Origin of the sequence: Shouchella rhizosphaerae (assembly GCF_036700015.1) — a bacterium.
In the GTDB taxonomy this organism is placed as follows: Bacteria; Bacillota; Bacilli; order Bacillales; family Bacillaceae_D; genus Shouchella; species Shouchella rhizosphaerae.
On the sequence record NZ_CP144921.1, the window covers coordinates 2,765,358 to 2,786,204 of the forward strand.

Consider the following 20,847-nt stretch of genomic DNA (forward strand, 5'->3'; position numbering starts at 1 on the left):
TCTCCGAGTTGCCTTGACGCATCAACATCGCTGAATAAGCGAGCAGAGGAAGAGGCATGGTGTTCGGGACAGGGATTAATAGGGAATTGCTTAATAAAATATGCGGGTGTAGTTTAGTGGTAAAACCTCAGCCTTCCAAGCTGATGATGTGGGTTCGATTCCCATCACCCGCTCCATAATCAATGTTTTAGTAGATTGTGATTTTCTGGGCCTGTAGCTCAGCTGGTTAGAGCGCACGCCTGATAAGCGTGAGGTCGGTGGTTCGAGTCCACTCAGGCCCACCATTATGAAAAAAGTAGTTGACTTTTTCGGTGGGAATTTGTATGATAGGAAAGTCGCTAAAAAACGACTGACAAACGAGTCCTTTGAAAACTGAACAAAAGCCAAGCGTAAAAGAGATACAAGGTATCTCGTCAATCATAGTGAGCCACAACTTCGGTTGTGCAATGAGCAAGTCAAACTTTTTAACGGAGAGTTTGATCCTGGCTCAGGACGAACGCTGGCGGCGTGCCTAATACATGCAAGTCGTGCGGACAGAAGGGAGCTTGCTCCCGGACGTTAGCGGCGGACGGGTGAGTAACACGTGGGCAACCTGCCCCTTAGACTGGGATAACTCCGGGAAACCGGAGCTAATACCGGATAATCCCTTTCTCCACCTGGAGAGAGGGTGAAAGATGGCTTCGGCTATCACTAGGGGATGGGCCCGCGGCGCATTAGCTAGTTGGTAAGGTAACGGCTTACCAAGGCAACGATGCGTAGCCGACCTGAGAGGGTGATCGGCCACACTGGGACTGAGACACGGCCCAGACTCCTACGGGAGGCAGCAGTAGGGAATCTTCCGCAATGGACGAAAGTCTGACGGAGCAACGCCGCGTGAGTGAGGAAGGCCTTCGGGTCGTAAAGCTCTGTTGTGAGGGAAGAAGCGGTACCGTTCGAATAGGGCGGTACCTTGACGGTACCTCACCAGAAAGCCACGGCTAACTACGTGCCAGCAGCCGCGGTAATACGTAGGTGGCAAGCGTTGTCCGGAATTATTGGGCGTAAAGCGCGCGCAGGCGGCTTCTTAAGTCTGATGTGAAATCTCGGGGCTCAACCCCGAGCGGCCATTGGAAACTGGGGAGCTTGAGTGCAGAAGAGGAGAGTGGAATTCCACGTGTAGCGGTGAAATGCGTAGAGATGTGGAGGAACACCAGTGGCGAAGGCGACTCTCTGGTCTGTAACTGACGCTGAGGCGCGAAAGCGTGGGGAGCAAACAGGATTAGATACCCTGGTAGTCCACGCCGTAAACGATGAGTGCTAGGTGTTAGGGGTTTCGATGCCCGTAGTGCCGAAGTTAACACATTAAGCACTCCGCCTGGGGAGTACGGCCGCAAGGCTGAAACTCAAAGGAATTGACGGGGACCCGCACAAGCAGTGGAGCATGTGGTTTAATTCGAAGCAACGCGAAGAACCTTACCAGGTCTTGACATCCTTTGACCACCCAAGAGATTGGGCTTCCCCTTCGGGGGCAAAGTGACAGGTGGTGCATGGTTGTCGTCAGCTCGTGTCGTGAGATGTTGGGTTAAGTCCCGCAACGAGCGCAACCCTTGATCTTAGTTGCCAGCATTGAGTTGGGCACTCTAAGGTGACTGCCGGTGACAAACCGGAGGAAGGTGGGGATGACGTCAAATCATCATGCCCCTTATGACCTGGGCTACACACGTGCTACAATGGATGGTACAAAGGGCAGCGAAACCGCGAGGTGAAGCCAATCCCATAAAGCCATTCTCAGTTCGGATTGCAGGCTGCAACTCGCCTGCATGAAGCCGGAATTGCTAGTAATCGCGGATCAGCATGCCGCGGTGAATACGTTCCCGGGTCTTGTACACACCGCCCGTCACACCACGAGAGTTTGTAACACCCGAAGTCGGTGAGGCAACCTTTTGGAGCCAGCCGCCTAAGGTGGGACAAATGATTGGGGTGAAGTCGTAACAAGGTAGCCGTATCGGAAGGTGCGGCTGGATCACCTCCTTTCTATGGAGTTTTTACTCTAGTCGATGTATGACCTTCTGGTCGTATAGCGCTTAGGCTATTTGTTCAGTTTTGAGAGGACTCAAAACTCTCTATTAAATGCTATTGCTCCTGCGGTTACTCGTCGCAAGGCAGCACGAAGCATAAACTGAGAAGTGTTACATGATGTAATTGAAATCAGTAGCCTTGTTCAGTTTTGAGAGGACTCAATACTCTCATTTGTTCCATTAATATTTTCCCCATATGTATTGACTAATCCATACTTTTAGATACAACTTAAACTTTAATAATGTGTATTTAAGGTAGGGATGTCAAAAGAGGGGCCTGTAGCTCAGCTGGTTAGAGCGCACGCCTGATAAGCGTGAGGTCGGTGGTTCAAGTCCACTCAGGCCCACCATAAACGGAACAAAATGGGGCCTTAGCTCAGCTGGGAGAGCGCCTGCTTTGCACGCAGGAGGTCAGCGGTTCGATCCCGCTAGGCTCCACCATTTACTAGGTTCTTTGAAAACTGAATCCAGAAATAACTCAAATTGATCTTTGTTCATCGGTTGTATAACTGTTTGAACGAGACGTCAAGAATTCAATGCATACCTTTTTATGTATTTTTTAATTTTTGCGAAGAGAACCGAGTAGATCGAGGATGGGAAATGTTCGAAGGAGGGAGCGTACAAAGGTACGTGACCGACTGAGAAACATGAACCAGACGAAGAGATACGAAGGTTATCTGAAGCAAAAAAGGATAAGTTAGAAAGGGCGCACGGTGAATGCCTTGGCACTAGGAGCCGATGAAGGACGCGACGAACCGCGATAGGCTTCGGGGAGCTGTAAGTAAGCTTCGATCCGGAGATTTCCGAATGGGGGAACCCACCATCCGTAATGGGATGGTACTGACATCTGAACACATAGGATGTCGAGAGGCAGACCCGGGGAACTGAAACATCTAAGTACCCGGAGGAAGAGAAAGCAAATGCGATTTCCTGAGTAGCGGCGAGCGAAACGGAAACAGCCCAAACCAAGAGGCTTGCCTCTTGGGGTTGTAGGACACTCAACAACGGAGTGATCAAGAAACGGAGTAGGTGAACTGTCTGGAAAGGCAGGCCGAAGAAGGTAACAGCCCTGTAGCTGAAACTTCGTTTCCTCCAGAGTGGATCCTGAGTACGGCGGGACACGTGAAACCCCGTCGGAATCCGGGAGGACCATCTCCCAAGGCTAAATACTCCCTAGTGACCGATAGTGAACCAGTACCGTGAGGGAAAGGTGAAAAGCACCCCGGAAGGGGAGTGAAAGAGATCCTGAAACCGTGTGCCTACAACTAGTCAGAGCCCGTTAACGGGTGATGGCGTGCCTTTTGTAGAATGAACCGGCGAGTTACGGTATCGTGCAAGGTTAAGCTGATGAAGCGGAGCCGCAGCGAAAGCGAGTCTGAATAGGGCGCATTAGTACGATGCCGTAGACCCGAAACCGGGTGATCTACCCATGTCCAGGGTGAAGGTCGGGTAACACCGACTGGAGGCCCGAACCCACGCAAGTTGAAAATTGCGGGGATGAGGTGTGGGTAGGGGTGAAATGCCAATCGAACTCGGAAATAGCTGGTTCTCCCCGAAATAGCTTTAGGGCTAGCCTCGAGTGATGAGTCTTGGAGGTAGAGCACTGATTGGACGAGGGGTCCCCACAGGATTACCGAATTCAGTCAAACTCCGAATGCCAATGACTTTAACTCGGGAGTCAGACTGCGAGTGCTAAGATCCGTAGTCAAGAGGGAAACAGCCCAGACCATCAGCTAAGGTCCCCAAGTATACGTTAAGTGGAAAAGGATGTGGAGTTGCCCAGACAACCAGGATGTTGGCTTAGAAGCAGCCATCATTGAAAGAGTGCGTAATAGCTCACTGGTCGAGTGACTCTGCGCCGAAAATGTACCGGGGCTAAACGTATCACCGAAGCTATGGCAATCCCGTAAGGGATTGGGTAGGGGAGCGTTCCAAGGACAGCGAAGCTAGATCGTGAGGACTAGTGGAGTGCTTGGAAGTGAGAATGCCGGTATGAGTAGCGAAAAGATAGGTGAGAATCCTATCCGTCGAAAGCCCAAGGTTTCCTGAGGAAGGCTCGTCCGCTCAGGGTTAGTCGGGACCTAAGCCGAGGCCGAAAGGCGTAGGCGATGGACAACAGGTTGATATTCCTGTACCACCTCGTATTCGTTTGAACGATGGGGGGACGCAGAAAGGTAGGGTGAGCGCGCCGCTGGCTGTGCGCGTCGAAGCATGCGAGGCTGGAACATAGGCAAATCCGTGTTCCGTAAGGCTGAGCTGTGACCGTGAAGGACCTTCGGGTCCGAAATCCCTGATCCTCCGCTGCCGAGAAAAGCCTCTAGTGAGAATACAGGTGCCCGTACCGCAAACCGACACAGGTAGGCGAGAAGAGAATTCTAAGACGCTCGGGAGAACTCTCGTTAAGGAACTCGGCAAAATGACCCCGTAACTTCGGGAGAAGGGGTGCTCTAGTAGGGTTAATCGCCCGAGAGAGCCGCAGTGAAAGGATCCAAGCGACTGTTTAGCAAAAACACAGGTCTCTGCGAAGCCGTAAGGCGAAGTATAGGGGCTGACACCTGCCCGGTGCTGGAAGGTTAAGAGGAAGGGTCATCCCTTACGGGAGAAGCTCTGAATTGAAGCCCCAGTAAACGGCGGCCGTAACTATAACGGTCCTAAGGTAGCGAAATTCCTTGTCGGGTAAGTTCCGACCCGCACGAATGGTGCAACGACTTGGATACTGTCTCAACGAGAGACCCGGTGAAATTATAGTACCTGTGAAGATGCAGGTTACCCGCGACAGGACGGAAAGACCCCATGGAGCTTTACTGTAGCTTGATAGTGAGTGTTGGTATCATCTGTACAGGATAGGTAGGAGCCTTGGAAACCGGAGCGCTAGCTTCGGTGGAGGCGTCGGTGGGATACTACCCTGATGGTGCTGGCATTCTAACCTCGACCCGTGATCCGGGCCAGGGACATTGTCAGGTGGGCAGTTTGACTGGGGCGGTCGCCTCCTAAACAGTAACGGAGGCGCCCAAAGGTTCCCTCAGAATGGTTGGAAATCATTCGTAGAGTGCAAAGGCAGAAGGGAGCTTGACTGCGAGACCTACAAGTCGAGCAGGGACGAAAGTCGGGCTTAGTGATCCGGCGGTGCCGTATGGAAGGGCCGTCGCTCAACGGATAAAAGCTACCCTGGGGATAACAGGCTTATCTCCCCCAAGAGTCCACATCGACGGGGAGGTTTGGCACCTCGATGTCGGCTCGTCGCATCCTGGGGCTGAAGTAGGTCCCAAGGGTTGGGCTGTTCGCCCATTAAAGCGGCACGCGAGCTGGGTTCAGAACGTCGTGAGACAGTTCGGTCCCTATCCGTCGCGGGCGTAGGAAATTTGAGAGGAGCTGTCCTTAGTACGAGAGGACCGGGATGGACATACCGCTGGTGTACCAGTTGTTCCGCCAGGAGCATCGCTGGGTAGCTACGTATGGACGGGATAAGTGCTGAAAGCATCTAAGCATGAAGCCCCCCTCAAGATGAGATTTCCCATGGCGTAAGCCAGTAAGACCCCTTAGAGATGATGAGGTTGATAGGTCAGAAGTGGAAGCGTGGCGACACGTGGAGCGGACTGATACTAATCGGTCGAGGACTTATCCTATACACATTCTTGACAATTGAGTCTATTTCGGATTTAGTTTTGAAAGAATCACTGATTCTTTCCATACCTTTCAGTGCAGACGAAGCGATTCGCCGCTTATCTGAAGTAGAGTCCGGTGACAATGGCAAAGAGGTCACACCCGTTCCCATGCCGAACACGGCCGTTAAGCTCTTTTGCGCCGATGGTAGTTGGAGGCTTCCTCCCGCGAGAGTAGGACGTTGCCGGGCAACAGCAAGACACCTGAATAGGTGTCTTTTTTGTTTTTGCAGGAGGCAAAAGAGGGCTGCTTCGAAGAAGCAGAGTTAAATGCTTATTAGGAGTATTTGGAGATAAGCTCATATAAAAAACTACGTGAATAGGCTTCACTGGAAAAGCCTCGTGCCCTCCTGCGAGACGTAGGGATCATTTTCGTAAAACAACATGAAAAACATCTTGAAAAAGCTTCATGCTCAACTCTCCCGTAGGAAAAGATCCCGGACCCAGGACGTTGCCGGGCAACAGCAAGACACCTGAATAGGTGTCTTTTTTTGTTATGGGCAGGAAGCAAAAGAGTGCTGCTGCGCAGTAAAATACATACAGAATCAACCATACAGCAACTCTGCCCTTTATTCCGCGCTATCCATTCAGTCGGTTCTTCTAAGCTTATTGACAATTTTTTTAATACCCATATCAACGAACACAAAAAATAAGTAAAAAAAGGCAACATTGAGTACGAGCCCTATCAGATTAATATCTGCAAAATTAAACTGTTGTGTTACTGAATAGCCATGTAGCAGGAAAACCGAGATCATACCTAATAGTATTGTAATTATTAGTGTTAATGTATACACCGACTTTAGGGACAACAGTTATAATAAATACCGCCAATAAACTAAAAAATTTTGTGTTTTTTCTAGCTAACACCCTCATTTTCGCACTTCCTAACTTGGAATCTTTGAGAACTACCCATTTTGTATAAAGCAGCATCTTGAGTCAATAGGTAGAGTAAACACAAGCCTCACTCTACCCAGCAGTTAAGAAAGGCTCTGTTTTATCGAGCGTCGACTCGCTTTTTTAAAAAAAGAGATAAAAATATTGTAGTGAAGAGATGTGGCCATGATAGTCCATGTGGTGCGTTGCCTTGGACGGTAAGGCTATGGAGATTTCTCCATAGCCAGTGTGAGTGTACGTCCCTGCATACCCCTCTAAAGCATGGTTGCACGGCTTGTCATCGATTTTCGTATCGTGGATGCCACGGCTGCCTTTCATCGTAGATAGCAAAGTGTTCATTCCATCTTGGTATGAAAAAAAACCAATTGTTCTCGTCTTGGCAGCCTAACTGTCGGTCACATTAACGCCGTTCCAAATAAATGGCTATTTGCATTCGCCAGAATGGCCACGCCAATAGTTTCATCTAACTCGTTAATGGGACTTCCATGAAGAATTGCTAGCTGTTCTTGGTAATTATTCTATTACCGTTGTTCAACAGCCACTGATTTCACATGTTCGATGTTCTTGACCCGATCGTATAGCTCTGTCATATACATGGTTCTTGGAATAGAAAGAGCCATGTCTAGTTGTTGGCCGCCTTGGTCAACATCTTTTATCTTCACGTCGCGAATGACGATGTTTCTTTGTTTCCGTTCTTTCCAAGTACTTTCTTTTCGTTGCAGTTGTTTAATCAAGTGTGTGGAGTCTGCTTCTTCAAACATGACAACGCGAAGAGCAACATCGACTTGACTTAGCGATGTAGGACCGATGTGCTTTAACAAAGCTGGAATTAAGTTAACTGCAATGAGAATGAGTATGACTGTGATAAGCGATTCAACGTAAAAACCGGCGCCAATGGCAATGCCGATTCCAGATGCGGCCCAAATCATGGCTGCTGTTGTTAGTCCGGAAATAACATCGTTGCTTCTCCGTAAAATGACCCCTGCCCCAAGGAAACCAACGCCACTGACGATTTGAGCAGCGAGTCGCATTGGGTCCATATTTTGCGTTCCCTCGCCAGCAGATGAGTAGTGCATGTAGGCTTCTACTGAGACGATGGTTATTAAACAACTTGCGATGCAGATGACCATGCTTGTTTTTAAACCGAGTGGCTTATGCTTGATTTGCCGGTCAATGCCAATCAGGAACCCTGAAAACAGGGCGGCGCTTAATTTTAGTAAAATAATATCCATGTTATCACCTTCTTCATTAGTATCAGTTTATCTATATGGGAAAATGAATGACGCCATTCAAAACAAGTTGTCTAAAGGAATGGACTTATAGTAAAATCGGTTTAATCTTACAGAATGGGGCAATTACGTGAAACTCGTCTATACCTACGTCGCTGTCGCTTTAGGAGGCGCCCTCGGTGGTGCTTTTCGTTTTATCTTAACGATTATCTTCCCTTTTCACAACTGGCCATGGGGAATTTTCACTGCAAATCTAGGTGGGTGTTTTCTTTTAGGTTTTCTCACTCCAATTTTGCAGTTAAAAAAGTCTATTCCTCTTGCTGTAAAAAAAGGCATTACAGTCGGATTGATTGGTGGATTTACAACGATGTCCACGTTTGCGGCTGATACGATCGCCATGTTGCAAAACGGTCATCTGCTTGGAGGAAGCGTGTATTTGTTGGCCACTGTTACAGGGGGAATGGGCTTTGTCGCCCTTGGATTCGTTTTAGGAGCAAGAGGGAGGACAAGATGATGTATGTAATAATAGGCGGCGCAGTTGGAGCGTGTTTACGGTTTGCTGTAAGTGAGTGTTGGTTGAAATTTGGAAAGAACGCTCAATTAATGACGGCAGTATTTGTCATCAATATAAGTGGATGTGCGATGTTAGGATGGATTTTGGCCAAGCCTTTGCCAGAAGGGATTGAGTTGCTGTTTATTAGTATGCTGGGCGGATTTACGACGTTTTCAACTTTTTGCATGGAAGCATTAGAGCTATGGCGCCTCAAAAAGCGTAAACAAGCTATGATTTACCTGGTTATATCGATTGTTGGCTCGCTGTTTGGTTTTTTGTTTGGATGGAATGTAAGAGCATAGGAGAGAGGGAGAGAAACGTGGAACCATTTTTTAACACAAAATCTGTACATTTTTTGCAAAAAGAAAAAGGGGAAAATCAAAGCAAAGCACGGCCTATTTACCAAACTTCAGCCTTTGTTTTTAAGGATTTAGCTGATATGGAGCAATATTTCAAAGGCGAGAAGGATTATTTGTATACTCGGTATGGAAATCCGAATACCGATGATCTTGGCAAAGGGGTAGCTTTGCTTGAATGTGCAGAAGATGGAGTTGCTACTTCTTCAGGAATGTCGGCTATTCTTTGTGCCATTTTAGCTTTTTGCAAAACAGGTGACCACCTAATTGCGACGATGGATGTCTACGGAGGCACTTATGCTTTGCTTGAGAAAGAGCTTTCTTTATTTGGAATTGAAGTAAGTTTTGTCCATCCGAACGAGAATTGGGAAGCTTCTATTAAAAGCAATACAAAGGGTGTATTTGCCGAAACGATTTCCAACCCACTTGTTCGAGTAGAGAACTTGGAGGATTTGATTGACGCAGCTAAAAGGCATGACCTTTTAGTAATCGTTGATAACACGTTTGCGACGCCATATTTGTTGCAGCCTTATACGTTAGGTGCCGATTTGGTCATCCATAGTGCTACCAAATACATTGGCGGTCATAGTGATGTAACTGCCGGTGTAATTGTAGGCAGACAGGAGCTTGTTGATCAAGCGAGGGCCCGCGTGATTGCGTTAGGAAGCAACTTGAGCCCTTTTGAAGCGTGGCTTGCCTGCCGTGGTCTTAAAACGCTTGCTCTGCGCATGGAAAGGCAATGCCAAAATGCGGCCGAACTTGCTAAAACGATGCAAGAGACGGATGGTGTGAAGCATGTTTACTATCCACCATTTGTCTCTGAAAAAGGAAACGGGGCGATTGTTAGCATTGAGCTCGACCAAAAGGCTAATGTCGAACGCTTTTTTTCTGCTTTTACTTTCGTTAAAGTTGCACCAACATTAGCTGGTGTAGAGACGTCCATTTCGTATCCATTAAATACGTCTCACCGGTCTGTTCCTGAAGAAATGCGAAAAGCATTAAATATTGGTACCCATCTTATCCGAATTTCAGTAGGAATTGAAGATGGCCGAAATATTATTGCCGAGTTTCAGGAAGCGGTAAGGAAAAGCTTGCTATAAATAACAGTAAAAAACTAAAAAACGGCGGATTTATCCGCCGTTTTTAAATATGGTAGCCAAGCAAAAAAGTTATGATCTGTGATTGCCTGAGACAATCGAATCAATAAACTGGGTAAACATTGGTAAATCCACTGCAACTAGTGCTGGCAAGAGAACAATTCCAAGTATAAGCGCGACAGGTGTGAGCAGGATCATACGGAATGCTCGTTTCATAAAATCATCTCCTTTTTGTCACAAAACTGTCATGAAAAAGACTTGAAATTTACTATACTCCTATTTTCAAAGAAACGCAACTAATTTAGCTTCTTTTTTTATAAAAAAATCATTGTTATTGTAAAATAAATATGGTATATTAATTGTTGTCGACGGAAATACTAGTAGTGAAATACTACAATATTTTAAGCGACGCGGGGTGGAGCAACGAACGAAGTGAGTTGTCTCGACGCAAAAACCTCCCCGGATAAGCTAGCAGAGGAAGAGACAGTCCTCTTTCAAACAATAGCACCAAAAAATCAACATTTTTAGAGCGACGCGGGGTGGAGCAACGAGCGAAAGCGAGTTGTCTCGACGCAAAAACCTCCCCGGATAAGCAAGCAGAGGAAGAGACAGTCCTCTTTCAAACAGTAGCACCAGAAAATCAACATTTTTAGAGCGACGCGGGGTGGAGCAGTCTGGTAGCTCGTCGGGCTCATAACCCGAAGGTCGGCGGTTCAAATCCGTCCCCCGCAATACCAAAAGCTGAGGCTGATGTCTCGGCTTTTTTCTGTTTTAGAGCCTTTTAAAGAAAGGGGTACTGACATGGACGATGAATTTTCCTTTATTCGCAGCATCGTGCCGCGGGAAACATACCAGGAGAGGCTAACGCATGGAATTGGGGATGATGCGGCTGTTTATACAGGTCAGGATGCTTGGGATGAAGTGGTTTGTGTAGATGCCATGGTAGAAGGTGTCCACTTTCGTAAAGACACGTTAAGTCCATTCCAAATTGGTCGTAAAGCACTTGCGATCAATGTCAGTGACTTGGCGGCAATGGGAGCCGTTCCCCAATTTTATTTGGTTTCGATTGCGATCCCGCCAAATTGGAGTGCTGAAGAACTAACATCCCTTTACGAAGGAATGAGGGCAGTTGGCGATCGTTACGGGATGGATTTAATTGGCGGTGATACAGTCTCTATAAAAGATTCGCTTGTTCTTTCTGTGACGGCAATAGGACGTGTCAAGAAAGGTTGCGCTCTTTTCAGAAACCAAGCGCAGCCGGGAGATGTCGTGTTTGTAACGGGGCCTGTTGGAGGATCTGCGGCTGGATTGGAGTTGCTTGATCAGCGCGGCCGGTTTGGGGCATTTACTGAACAGGAACGACGGTATGTGCACATGCATCAAGAACCAGTCCCACAAGTGGAAATGGGGAAGATGCTGGCTGAACAACCTTATCGAGTGGCACTCAATGACATTAGTGACGGGCTTGCGAGCGAGAGTATGGAAATTGCAGAAGCGAGCGGTGTCCAACTCGTTTTGGATCAACAGAAAGTGTTGGAGCTTTCTCCGCAAATGGATTCTGTTTTGCCGGAAAAAAGGGTAAAATGGAGTTTGAATGGCGGAGAGGATTTCCAGTTGGTAGGGACAATGACTGATAGCGCCTTTTCGTCTTGCTGTGAAGCAGCACAGCAGCAAGGGCGGCATTTATATAAAATAGGGTTTGTGCGCGCCGGAGAGCCAGCGGTTTTATTGGCTTCTGAAACAGGTGAACAAGCGCTGCAAATGAGTGGATACAATCATTTTAAACGTAGGTGATGACATGACTGTCTGGAGAGCACAAACAAATTCTGTTGAGGAAACGATTGAGCTAGCAGCGGCACTTGGAAGCATGTTAAAGCCTGGAGATGTCGTGACGCTCGATGGCGACCTTGGGGCAGGAAAAACCCATTTTGCGAAAGGCATTGCCGTTGCCCTTGGCGTAAATGGTGTCGTCAATAGCCCAACATTTACGATTATTAAAGAATATGAGGGCAACATGCCCTTTTATCATATGGATGTATACCGAGCAGAAGGGCAAGTTCAAGACTTAGGGTTGGAAGAATATTTTTATGGGGATGGCGTAACGGTTGTAGAGTGGGCGAGCCTTTTGGAAGAAGCGCTTCCGAACAACCGGTTTGCCTGTTCGATTCATTTGCTTGGCGAAACGAAAAGGGAGCTTATCCTAAAACCCGTTGGCGAGGAGAATCGGACACGTTTGGAGGGGCTTGTGCAATGGCAAAAATTTTAGCAATGGATACATCCTCCTATAAGCTCGGTGTTGCTGTAAGTGATGGTGATACCGTTATAGGGGAATACATGACACAGTTGAAAAAGAACCATGCTTTGCGGCTTATGCCTGCTGTAGAAGCTCTTTTACAAGAGGTAGGGATAAAGCCAACAGATCTTGATGCCATTGCTGTGGCGAAAGGTCCCGGTTCGTATACAGGAGTGCGGATGGCGACAACAGCTGCGAAGACATTGGCTTGGACGCTTGGCCTTCCGCTTGTGGCGGTTTCAACGATTGAGCTTATGGCACAAGCAGGTGCTTATTTTCATGGCTATGTTGTCCCAATCATTGATGCGAGACGACAAACGGTGTTTACAGGTGCTTATCGCAGCGGTGGGGCTCGAGACATAATGATGGAACTGCCTGATCGACATAGCTCTTTAACAGACTGGCTCTCCGATTTGCAAACGCTCGATGGCCCATTTTTGTTTGTCGGCGAGGATGCCCGTCTTCACCGTGAAGCGATCGTGGCAGCCCTTGGGGAACAGGCTGTATTTGCCCCTAGGATGCTTGCTGATGCACGGCCTGGCGAGCTTTGTGCGCTTGCGAGCAAGCGGGAGCCTGTTCAACATGTCCATGCGTTTGAGCCAACATACTTGCGCCAAGCGGAGGCGGAGGTGAACTGGCAGCGTGCCCAAAAGGACAGACACGAAGGCTTATATTAGACAAATGGTGCTCGACGACATCGACGAGGTGCTGCTGATTGAGCGTGATGCCTTTACGACGCCGTGGGAACGGGAAGCTTTTGAAACAGAGCTGACGAAAAACCAATTTGCTTGTTACTATGTCGTCGTCGTAGACGGGAAAGTCGTTGGTTACTGTGGACTGTGGAAAGTGGTGGATGAAGCGCAAATTACCAATGTGGCAGTTGCTTCGGAATACCGCGGCCATTCTTATGGAGAAAGCTTAATGCGTTACGTGATGGAGTGGTTAAAGGCACTAGGCGTCGTGAGCCTATCCTTAGAAGTGCGCGTATCGAATACGCCAGCCCAGTCTTTGTATCAAAAACTCGGTTTCCGAAAAGCTGGAATTCGAAAAAACTACTACGCAGACAACCAAGAAGATGCGTGGGTCATGTGGGTGAAGCTAAATGACAACGATACTAGCAATTGAAACAAGTTGCGATGAGACGGCAGCGGCCGTCATTGAAAATGGCGATACAATTCGCTCGAATGTTGTTGCGACACAAATGGAAAGCCATGCCCGCTTTGGCGGGGTAGTGCCCGAAATAGCCTCTAGGCACCACGTAGAGGTAGTTACTGCCGTTGTAGAGGAAGCGTTAGAAAAAGCAAAGGTGACTTATCAGGACTTAACAGCTGTGGCGGTGACTGAGGGACCAGGTCTTGTCGGTGCTCTTTTAGTGGGGATCCATGCTGCCAAAGCGATTGCGTTTGCCCATGGGTTGCCGCTAATTGGCGTCCACCATATTGCTGGGCATATTTATGCAAACCAACTCGTTGCGAAGCTACAGTTCCCGTTGCTCGCCTTAGTCGTTTCCGGGGGACACACGGAACTGATTTATATGGAGAAAGACGGGCAATTCCAAGTCATTGGGCAAACGCGGGATGATGCAGTGGGAGAAGCGTACGACAAAGTGGCAAGAGCTCTTGCTTTGCCTTACCCAGGGGGCCCGAATGTGGAGCAATTAGCCGATACAGCTGAAGCGACTCTGGACTTGCCCCGGTCGTGGCTTGAAAAAGACAGCTATGACTTTAGCTTTAGCGGCTTGAAGTCGGCTGTGCTCAACCGGCTGAACAATGACAAGCAGCGGGGAATTGTAACCGATCGGGCGGCGCTCGCAAAAGGGTTTCAAGAAAGTGTGGTTGACGTTCTGGTTGCTAAAACGGTAAGAGCGCAAGCGCAATTTAACGTGAAACAAGTCGTGCTTGCCGGTGGCGTCGCTGCTAATAAGGGGCTGCGCAAAGCATTGACAGAAGCGTTTGCCAACAAAGACGTAACGTTGTTGGTTCCACCGCTATCACTATGTACGGACAATGCTGCGATGATTGGCGCTTGTGCCCACAGCATGTGGTTACGTGGCATTGCTGGGAATATGGCTATGAATGCACGGCCAGGGTTGCCGCTTTCCTCATTTTAAAAACAAACAGCCTATGAACTCTAGGCTGTTTGTTTTATGTCGATAGTGTTTCCCATTCTTCCATTAACGCTTCGAGAGCGTTGTTTTGTTGCTCGAGTTCGGCTTGGATCGTTTGCGCTTTTTGATGATCGGTATAAACGTCTGGGTCAGCAAGCTGTTCGTGAAGAGCGGAAATGGACGCTTCAATTTGTTCCAGTTCTGTTTCGATTGCTTCAATCCGCCGTTGTTTTTGCCGCTCTTGTCGTTTCGCCTCTTTATCAAGCTGAAACGAATTTCTATCTGTCTCCGCTGCCTGCTTTGTTAAGGTTTCTTCTTTCTTCAAAGCAGCACGCTCGGCGTTTTGCCGTTTCTTTTCAAGGTAATCATTATAATTGCCTAAATAAACATTTGTGTCACCTTGATCCAATTCGATGATTCGCGTCGCTAGGCGATTAATAAAGTAACGGTCATGGGAAACAAATAAAATTGTCCCTGGATAGTCCAGCAGTGCGGCTTCCAATACTTCTTTAGCATCCAAGTCCAAATGGTTTGTCGGCTCGTCTAAAATGAGAAAATTGGCTTGCTGCATCATTAATTTGGCGAGTGCGACACGGGCTTTCTCGCCGCCGCTTAGTGAGGAAACGGGTTTGAGGACATCGTCGCCAGTAAATAAAAACCGGCCAAGCACCGCGCGGATGTCTTTTTCGGGAGTAGTGGGATACTCGTCCCATAATTCATGTAAAACGGTTTTGTTGCTCGACAGTTTTGCTTGTTCTTGATCGTAGTAGCCAATAACGACATTGCTGCCGTAAATGATCGACCCTTTTTGTGGGGAGAGTTGTTGGGTAATGGCTTTTAATAATGTCGATTTGCCTGCTCCATTTTCACCAATTAACCCGACTGATTCACCTCGTGTTAATGAAAGATGCAAGCCTTCAAACACTGTGTCTTGTCCGTATCCGACAGCTAAGTCACGGATGGTGAGCACGTCGTTTCCTGTTTGCTTGTTGATGTTAAACGAAAAAACAACTGATTTATCGCCATCAGGGCGATCAACCATGTCCATTTTTTCGAGTTGCTTTCTTCGGCTTTGGGCTCGTTTCGTAGTCGAAGCACGGGCAATGTTTTTGGCAATAAATGTTTCTAATTTGGCGACTTCCTCTTGCTGTTTCTCGTATTGTTTGACTGCTTGTTGATACCGTTTTGCTTTTTCGTCGAGGTAATGGCTATAGTTCCCGTGAAAAGTTGTCGTTTTGCCCCGTGATAATTCCACTGTCTTCGTCACAAGTTTGTCCAGAAAATAACGGTCATGGGATACGACTAAAATTGCCCCAGAGTAGTTAGCCAAATACTGTTCGAGCCAAGACAATGTTTCCATATCCAGATGGTTCGTTGGTTCATCAAGGACAAGAATGTCTGGTTTCGAAAGGAGCAGTTTGGCTAAAGCGAGCCTTGTTTTCTGCCCGCCGCTAAGCGTAGAAATGGCTGTGCTGTAATCAAAATGATGAAAATGGAGTCCAGCCAGCACACTGCGAATATCCGCTTCGTATTGGTAGCCACCGGAATCTTTAAAAGCGAGCTGCAACTGGTCGTATTCAGAAAGCAGTTTTTGGTAATTGTTTTGCTCTATCGCCTCTGGATTGGCCATCTGCTGTTCCAACGTACGCAGTGAGCGTTCCATTTCCAACAGCGGCGCAAACACTTCAAGCATTTCATCCCAAATAGAACGGTTTGAAGCAAGCCCCGTATGCTGGGCTAGGTAGCCAATTGTTGTTTGCTTTGGAATGACGATTTCGCCTGTATCTTGGCTCATTTCACCAGTAATTATTTTTAAAAGCGTCGATTTGCCTGCCCCGTTTCGCCCGACTAAGCCTACTCGATCTCTCGCCTGTACTTCTAATTTCACCTGTTCGAGCACAGGTTCTGTGCCAAAAGCCTTTGATACGTTTACGCATTGTAGTACAATCATAAAAAGCAAACCTCGCGTTCATAATAAGTTCTTTAATAAGTGTACATCAATTTAGATCGAAACAACAATAAAGGTTCATAATGAGAGCTCTTTCATTTTAGCGAAAATCGTGTACAATAGAGTTGAATCATGCTGCGCCAGCAGCCAAAGCTCAGAAAGGGGCGGACATGAAATCAGAACAACTGAAGATTCCTCAGGCAACAGCAAAACGCTTGCCGCTTTATTACCGCTTTATCGAAAGCTTGCATGCTGCCGGAAAACAGCGGGTTTCTTCAACTGAATTAAGCCAGGCAGTAAAAGTAGATTCTGCAACAATCCGAAGAGATTTTTCTTACTTTGGCGCGTTAGGAAAAAAAGGGTATGGGTATAATGTCCAATATCTCCTTTCTTTTTTTAGGGAGACGTTAGACCAAGATGAGCGGACAAACGTGATTTTAGTCGGTGTAGGAAACCTTGGAACTGCATTATTGCAGTATAATTTTTCAAAAAACAACAATACCGTGATCACCCATGCTTTTGATGTCGATGAAAAAAAAATTGGTACAAAAGTCGGCGAAGTTCCTGTGTATAACTGGGACAAGCTTGAAGAAATTGGGTTGCAAAATGTTTCGATTGCGGTTCTGACTGTGCCTGCTTCCCAGGCACAAAAAAGTGCCGACCGCCTCGTTAAAGCGGGAATTGAAGGGATTTTAAACTTTACCCCAGTGCGCTTATCCGTACCAGCCCATATTCGCGTTCATCATATTGACCTTGCAGTGGAACTGCAGGCGCTTGTTTACTTTTTAAAGCATTACCCACTATAAGAAGGAGGCAACAACAATGGGAGGACTTTCTGTAGGGAGTGTCGTATTAATTGCACTAGTCGCATTGCTAATTTTCGGGCCGAAAAAGCTGCCGGAACTCGGAAAAGCAGCGGGAAGCACATTGCGTGAGTTTAAAAATGCTACCAAAGGATTAGCGGATGACGATGATGACACCAAATCAACAAACGTCCAAAAAGAAAAAGCGTAAAGGCAGAAAAGGGCGTGTCCCTATGCAAGACATGTCCATTATGGATCACGCGGAAGAGCTAAGGCGCAGGATTTTTGTGGTCCTCGCCTTTTTTATTGTCGCGCTTATTGGCGGTTTTTTCTTGGCGGTTCCCGTTATTACGTTTTTGCAGAACTCCCCCCAAGCCGCTGATATGCCGTTTAATGCTTTTCGATTGACCGACCCGCTTCGTGTCTATATGAACTTTGCTGTCATAACAGCGCTTGTGCTTATCATTCCAGTGATCTTGTACCAATTATGGGCCTTTGTTTCACCGGGATTAAAAGAAAACGAACAAAAAGCGACGCTCGCGTACATTCCAATTGCGTTCCTATTGTTTTTGGCAGGAATTGCTTTTTCCTATTTTATTTTATTGCCTTTTGTCATTTCTTTTATGGGGCAAATGGCCGACCGCCTCGAAATAAATGAGATGTATGGAATCAATGAATACTTTTCATTTTTGTTCCAACTGACCATCCCTTTTGGGCTTTTGTTTCAGCTCCCGGTAGTTGTGATGTTTTTAACGAGGCTAGGAGTGGTCACGCCAGCATTCCTGCGGAAAATCCGTAAATACGCGTATTTTGCCTTGCTTGTGATCGCTGGCATTATTACACCCCCTGAATTAACGTCGCATCTGTTTGTTACGGTGCCGATGCTTATTTTATATGAGATCAGCATTACCATTTCGGCGATTACATACCGAAAATACCATGGAACTACCGACCATAATGGCCAAGAAAGTGCTAAATGAAACAAACATACAAAACCAAAACATGTTTTTCACATTGAAAAACGTGTTTTTGGCGTTGCTGCCGATAAATGTTTTGACAATTTTGTTTAAAAAGCGTAATATACGGGTTACATCAATTAAAAAAGGACTTATCAAGAGCGACTGAGGGATTAGGCCCAATGACGTCCAGCAACCTCCCGTTACGGGGAAGGTGCCAATTCCTGCAGAATGGGATCATTCTGAAAGATAAGCCGGAAAAACGGAAACGGATTTTCGCAGCTTCTTTCATGATGATGAGAGAAGCTTTTTTATGTAGGAGTGGAGAACCGATGATTGAGGCAAGCGAGTTAACAAAAGTATACAAAACAAAGAAAAAACGTGTTATCGGCGTAGACAATGTTTCTTTTAAAGTAGGCAAAGGGGAGATTTTTGGTATCGTTGGCTACTCCGGAGCGGGCAAAAGTTCACTGCTTCGCTGTATTAATTTATTAGAGCGGCCGACGAGTGGGACGATTCGTGTTGACGGCTTGGATTTGACCAAACTAGGTACACGCGAGCTTCGGCAAGCACGTCTAAAGATCGGCATGATTTTTCAACATTTTTATTTAATTAACCAAAAAACGGTATTCGGCAATATTGCCTTTGCTTTAAAAGCTGCTGGCGTGAGAGCGGATCTAATTCCAGCCAGGGTGGAAGAACTGCTAGAGCTTGTTGGCCTTTCGAATAAACGCAATGCGTATCCAGCGCAGCTTTCTGGCGGCCAAAAGCAACGTGTTGGCATTGCCCGAGCGCTAGCCAACAAACCAAGCGTGCTGTTGTGTGATGAAGCCACATCTGCGCTTGACCCAACAACAACTAAATCGATTTTGGCGTTATTAAAAAAGTTGAACGAAGAACTAGGGTTGACAATCGTGCTCATTACCCATGAAATGGCAGTCGTTAAAGAAATATGCCATAAAATGGCGATTATGCAAGATGGCAAAATGATTGAGCAGGGAGATGTGTATGATGTGTTTGCTGCGCCAAAAGCACCGTTAACACAAGAGTTTATTGGAGATGTCGTCTCTTTTCATATTCCTGAACATACATTGAGCCAATTTTCTGGCACGATTGCTAAAGTAATCTTTAAAGGTAGCGTTGCCCAACAAGGCATTATCTCGGATACATTGCAACAGTTTTCTGTAAAAGGAAACTTTCTCCATGGAGCGATCGAATATATCGGCGGCCGCCCGCTTGGCATTTTTATTATGGAACTGAAGGGCGAGCCAACAGCGATTCAGGAAGCAATTGCTTATATTAAGCAACGTTCCGCTGAAGTGGAGGTGATCCGCGATGGACTTCGTGCATTTAGTTGAGATGTTGCCAGATATGTGGAACGCCTTTGTAGAGACGTTGTTAATGATCAGCATCTCAACAGCTGTGGCGATAATCGTTGGTTTTCCACTTGGCGTCATTTTGTTTGCGACTGACCGAGGCTTATTCTGGGAAAATCAACTTGTCCAATCAGGGTTGGGCTTTATTGTCAACATTGTTCGTTCCATTCCGTTTATCATTTTGCTTGTGGCCCTTTATCCCTTTACGAAAGCGCTCGTCGGTACAACGACAGGTCCGATCGCAGCAAGCGTGTCGTTGTCTGTTGCTGCGATTCCGTTTTTTGCCCGGATTGTGGAAAGTTCAATGCGGGAAGTAGATAAAGGGTTAATTGAAGCAGCAATCGCTTCGGGCGCGACGCCATGGATGATTATAAAAGACGTGCTCTTTTTAGAAGCGCGTGCTTCGATGGTACAAGGGCTTACTCTTACGATTATCAGCTTAATTGCTTACTCGGCAATGGCGGGTGTCATTGGCGGTGGCGGAGTTGGCGATTTGGCGATTCGCTACGGGCATTATCGCTATGACCATACAATTATGATTGCGACTGTGGTGATATTGATCATTCTCGTCCAAGTATTTCAGTTTATAGGAGATTTGACTGCAAAAGCGACAGATAAAAGAAAATAAACGTTAAGGCAAGCTTGCCTTTTGTTAAATAGATAGGAAAAGAAGGAGAGAAACGATGAAAAAGACATTATGGGTACAAAGTGCAATAAGTTTAGGCGTCATCTTCGCTCTCGGCGCATGTGGAAGTGGAAGTGAAAGTGGAAATGCTGGAGACTCAAAAGAAATTCGGTTTGGAGCTACCGCTGGCCCATACAGCGATATGATTACAAAAGCCATTATTCCTGGTTTAGAGGAGAAAGGCTACACTGTAACGGTAAATGAATATCAAGACTACATCATTCCGAACCGTGAATTGGCTGAAGGCAAAGATGACGCAAATTTATTCCAGCACCAAGTTTATCTAGATGATTTTGCCGAGAATAATGACTTAGAGTTATCTAGTTTGATTTCTGTCCCGACAGCGCCAATGGGGATTTATTCGGAGGTATATGGTTCGCTTGATGAAATTGAAGATGGTGCCGAGATCGCTATCCCTAATGACCCAACGAATGGAGCCCGAGCGTTCTTAATGCTTGAGGAGGAAGGGCTGATTTCATTTGAAGATGGCATAGACCCGCTGACTGTCTCTGTAAAAGACATCACTGAAAATGAAAAGAACCTTCAATTCGTAGAGCTAGAAGCTGCTCAATTGCCACGTGAAGTGGGTGAAAAGCCATTGACGGCTGTTCCTGGCAACTTTGCTTTATCGGCTGGACTTGATTTAAACAGCGCAATCAAGTTGGAAAACATGCCTGACCAATATCGAAATGTCGTGGCTGTTCGCTCAGAAGATGCAGACGGAGAGTTGGCTAACGATATTAAAGAGGTTGTTGAGTCCGCTGAATTTGAAGAAGTAATCGATAAAGAATTTGCAGGCTTTGGCAAGCCAAGTTGGATGGAGGAATAAGG

General features: G+C 46.8%; 17 protein-coding genes, 5 tRNA genes, 3 rRNA genes and 1 riboswitch. Of the genes, 22 read left to right on the top strand and 3 right to left on the bottom strand.

Annotated features, from left to right (window positions below):
• Window positions 1-102: 102 nt before the first annotated feature.
• From V5G21_RS13745 to rrf, 7 genes are all read left to right on the top strand, one after another.
• Window positions 103-176: transfer RNA gene (locus V5G21_RS13745), tRNA-Gly, on the top strand.
• Between the two features lie 31 nt (window positions 177-207).
• Window positions 208-284: transfer RNA gene (locus tag V5G21_RS13750), tRNA-Ile, on the top strand.
• A gap of 180 nt (window positions 285-464) precedes the next feature.
• Window positions 465-2,013, top strand: a 16S ribosomal RNA gene (locus V5G21_RS13755).
• 317 nt (window positions 2,014-2,330) lie between these two features.
• Window positions 2,331-2,407: transfer RNA gene (locus V5G21_RS13760), tRNA-Ile, on the top strand.
• A gap of 15 nt (window positions 2,408-2,422) precedes the next feature.
• Window positions 2,423-2,498, top strand: a tRNA-Ala gene (locus V5G21_RS13765).
• Window positions 2,499-2,747: 249 nt separating this feature from the next.
• A 23S ribosomal RNA gene (locus V5G21_RS13770) occupies window positions 2,748-5,683 on the top strand.
• A 111-nt stretch (window positions 5,684-5,794) separates the two neighbouring features.
• Window positions 5,795-5,910 (top strand): 5S ribosomal RNA (rrf, locus tag V5G21_RS13775).
• Together the 16S, 23S and 5S rRNA genes with 4 tRNA genes alongside form the textbook arrangement of a ribosomal RNA operon.
• Before the next feature lie 1,224 nt (window positions 5,911-7,134).
• Here rrf and V5G21_RS13780 read toward each other — a convergent pair.
• Window positions 7,135-7,845, bottom strand: a complete 711-nt coding sequence (locus V5G21_RS13780) for an MgtC/SapB family protein (protein ID WP_011245718.1) — start codon at window positions 7,843-7,845, stop codon at window positions 7,135-7,137.
• A 127-nt stretch (window positions 7,846-7,972) separates the two neighbouring features.
• On the opposite strand from V5G21_RS13780, the gene V5G21_RS13785 reads away from it, so the two are divergent.
• The 3 genes from V5G21_RS13785 to V5G21_RS13795 are packed head-to-tail and all read left to right on the top strand — an operon-like array spanning window position 7,973 to window position 9,851.
• Window positions 7,973-8,356, top strand: a complete 384-nt coding sequence (locus V5G21_RS13785) for a fluoride efflux transporter FluC (RefSeq protein ID WP_011245719.1) — start codon at window positions 7,973-7,975, stop codon at window positions 8,354-8,356.
• Entirely contained in the window at window positions 8,356-8,697 is a 342-nt protein-coding gene (locus tag V5G21_RS13790) for a fluoride efflux transporter FluC (RefSeq protein WP_050748941.1), read from the top strand. Before V5G21_RS13785 ends, V5G21_RS13790 begins: the two co-directional genes overlap by 1 nt.
• A 17-nt stretch (window positions 8,698-8,714) precedes the next feature.
• Window positions 8,715-9,851 (top strand): trans-sulfuration enzyme family protein, encoded by a 1,137-nt coding sequence (locus tag V5G21_RS13795; RefSeq protein WP_011245721.1) that lies wholly within the window; start codon window positions 8,715-8,717, stop codon window positions 9,849-9,851.
• A 69-nt stretch (window positions 9,852-9,920) separates the two neighbouring features.
• Here the strand turns inward: V5G21_RS13795 and V5G21_RS13800 are convergent, their stop codons facing one another.
• Window positions 9,921-10,064, bottom strand: a complete 144-nt coding sequence (locus tag V5G21_RS13800; RefSeq protein WP_156323108.1) for a hypothetical protein — start codon at window positions 10,062-10,064, stop codon at window positions 9,921-9,923.
• A gap of 442 nt (window positions 10,065-10,506) precedes the next feature.
• On the opposite strand from V5G21_RS13800, the gene V5G21_RS13805 reads away from it, so the two are divergent.
• The 6 genes from V5G21_RS13805 to tsaD all read left to right on the top strand — a co-directional run bounded on the left by V5G21_RS13805 (window position 10,507) and on the right by tsaD (window position 14,251).
• Window positions 10,507-10,580 (top strand) — tRNA-Met (locus V5G21_RS13805).
• Between the two features lie 69 nt (window positions 10,581-10,649).
• Complete coding sequence (thiL, locus tag V5G21_RS13810; RefSeq protein WP_011245722.1) at window positions 10,650-11,642, top strand: thiamine-phosphate kinase; 993 nt, start codon at window positions 10,650-10,652, stop codon at window positions 11,640-11,642.
• Between the two features lie 4 nt (window positions 11,643-11,646).
• The gene (gene tsaE, locus V5G21_RS13815) at window positions 11,647-12,114 is read left to right on the top strand and encodes a tRNA (adenosine(37)-N6)-threonylcarbamoyltransferase complex ATPase subunit type 1 TsaE (RefSeq protein ID WP_011245723.1); all 468 of its coding nucleotides are present in this window, start codon (window positions 11,647-11,649) and stop codon (window positions 12,112-12,114) included.
• Window positions 12,099-12,818 (top strand): tRNA (adenosine(37)-N6)-threonylcarbamoyltransferase complex dimerization subunit type 1 TsaB, encoded by a 720-nt coding sequence (tsaB, locus tag V5G21_RS13820; protein ID WP_011245724.1) that lies wholly within the window; start codon window positions 12,099-12,101, stop codon window positions 12,816-12,818. The genes tsaE and tsaB overlap by 16 nt, the downstream gene beginning before the upstream one ends.
• A gap of 4 nt (window positions 12,819-12,822) precedes the next feature.
• A complete protein-coding gene (rimI, locus tag V5G21_RS13825; protein ID WP_035204836.1) occupies window positions 12,823-13,266 on the top strand; it encodes a ribosomal protein S18-alanine N-acetyltransferase in 444 nt (147 codons plus the stop codon).
• Window positions 13,244-14,251, top strand: a complete 1,008-nt coding sequence (tsaD, locus tag V5G21_RS13830) for a tRNA (adenosine(37)-N6)-threonylcarbamoyltransferase complex transferase subunit TsaD (RefSeq protein WP_011245726.1) — start codon at window positions 13,244-13,246, stop codon at window positions 14,249-14,251. The genes rimI and tsaD overlap by 23 nt, the downstream gene beginning before the upstream one ends.
• A gap of 34 nt (window positions 14,252-14,285) precedes the next feature.
• Here tsaD and V5G21_RS13835 read toward each other — a convergent pair whose 3' ends face one another.
• Window positions 14,286-16,199 carry an ABC-F family ATP-binding cassette domain-containing protein gene (locus V5G21_RS13835; protein ID WP_011245727.1) on the bottom strand — a complete coding sequence of 638 codons (1,914 nt, stop codon included), beginning with the start codon at window positions 16,197-16,199 and terminating at the stop codon, window positions 14,286-14,288.
• A gap of 167 nt (window positions 16,200-16,366) precedes the next feature.
• Between V5G21_RS13835 and V5G21_RS13840 the strand changes: the two genes are divergently transcribed.
• The 6 genes from V5G21_RS13840 to V5G21_RS13865 all read left to right on the top strand — a co-directional run bounded on the left by V5G21_RS13840 (window position 16,367) and on the right by V5G21_RS13865 (window position 20,845).
• On the top strand, window positions 16,367-17,002 hold the full coding sequence (locus V5G21_RS13840; RefSeq protein ID WP_011245728.1) for a redox-sensing transcriptional repressor Rex: 636 nt from the start codon (window positions 16,367-16,369) through the stop codon (window positions 17,000-17,002).
• Window positions 17,003-17,018: 16 nt separating this feature from the next.
• Complete coding sequence (locus tag V5G21_RS13845; protein ID WP_011245729.1) at window positions 17,019-17,210, top strand: twin-arginine translocase TatA/TatE family subunit; 192 nt, start codon at window positions 17,019-17,021, stop codon at window positions 17,208-17,210.
• 22 nt (window positions 17,211-17,232) lie between these two features.
• Window positions 17,233-17,979 carry a twin-arginine translocase subunit TatC gene (gene tatC, locus V5G21_RS13850; RefSeq protein WP_035204653.1) on the top strand — a complete coding sequence of 249 codons (747 nt, stop codon included), beginning with the start codon at window positions 17,233-17,235 and terminating at the stop codon, window positions 17,977-17,979.
• 125 nt (window positions 17,980-18,104) lie between these two features.
• Window positions 18,105-18,211, top strand: a riboswitch (SAM riboswitch).
• A gap of 76 nt (window positions 18,212-18,287) precedes the next feature.
• Window positions 18,288-19,313, top strand: a complete 1,026-nt coding sequence (locus V5G21_RS13855; protein WP_011245731.1) for a methionine ABC transporter ATP-binding protein — start codon at window positions 18,288-18,290, stop codon at window positions 19,311-19,313.
• Window positions 19,291-19,959, top strand: coding sequence for a methionine ABC transporter permease (locus V5G21_RS13860; RefSeq protein ID WP_011245732.1), 669 nt, complete (start codon window positions 19,291-19,293; stop codon window positions 19,957-19,959). The genes V5G21_RS13855 and V5G21_RS13860 overlap by 23 nt, the downstream gene beginning before the upstream one ends.
• Window positions 19,960-20,014: 55 nt before the next feature.
• Window positions 20,015-20,845, top strand: a complete 831-nt coding sequence (locus V5G21_RS13865; protein WP_011245733.1) for a MetQ/NlpA family ABC transporter substrate-binding protein — start codon at window positions 20,015-20,017, stop codon at window positions 20,843-20,845.
• Window positions 20,846-20,847 lie beyond the last annotated feature (2 nt).

Coding starts and splice junctions, on each gene's coding strand:
- V5G21_RS13860 (WP_011245732.1), top strand. CDS start 19,291: ATGGACTTCGTGCATTTAGTTGAGATGTTGCCAGATATGTGGAACGCC.
- V5G21_RS13780 (WP_011245718.1), bottom strand. CDS start 7,845: ATGGATATTATTTTACTAAAATTAAGCGCCGCCCTGTTTTCAGGGTTC.
- thiL (WP_011245722.1), top strand. CDS start 10,650: ATGGACGATGAATTTTCCTTTATTCGCAGCATCGTGCCGCGGGAAACA.
- V5G21_RS13865 (WP_011245733.1), top strand. CDS start 20,015: ATGAAAAAGACATTATGGGTACAAAGTGCAATAAGTTTAGGCGTCATC.
- V5G21_RS13835 (WP_011245727.1), bottom strand. CDS start 16,199: ATGATTGTACTACAATGCGTAAACGTATCAAAGGCTTTTGGCACAGAA.
- V5G21_RS13845 (WP_011245729.1), top strand. CDS start 17,019: ATGGGAGGACTTTCTGTAGGGAGTGTCGTATTAATTGCACTAGTCGCA.
- V5G21_RS13800 (WP_156323108.1), bottom strand. CDS start 10,064: ATGAAACGAGCATTCCGTATGATCCTGCTCACACCTGTCGCGCTTATA.
- tsaD (WP_011245726.1), top strand. CDS start 13,244: ATGACAACGATACTAGCAATTGAAACAAGTTGCGATGAGACGGCAGCG.
- rimI (WP_035204836.1), top strand. CDS start 12,823: ATGGTGCTCGACGACATCGACGAGGTGCTGCTGATTGAGCGTGATGCC.
- V5G21_RS13840 (WP_011245728.1), top strand. CDS start 16,367: ATGAAATCAGAACAACTGAAGATTCCTCAGGCAACAGCAAAACGCTTG.
- tsaE (WP_011245723.1), top strand. CDS start 11,647: ATGACTGTCTGGAGAGCACAAACAAATTCTGTTGAGGAAACGATTGAG.
- tsaB (WP_011245724.1), top strand. CDS start 12,099: ATGGCAAAAATTTTAGCAATGGATACATCCTCCTATAAGCTCGGTGTT.
- tatC (WP_035204653.1), top strand. CDS start 17,233: ATGCAAGACATGTCCATTATGGATCACGCGGAAGAGCTAAGGCGCAGG.
- V5G21_RS13855 (WP_011245731.1), top strand. CDS start 18,288: ATGATTGAGGCAAGCGAGTTAACAAAAGTATACAAAACAAAGAAAAAA.
- V5G21_RS13790 (WP_050748941.1), top strand. CDS start 8,356: ATGTATGTAATAATAGGCGGCGCAGTTGGAGCGTGTTTACGGTTTGCT.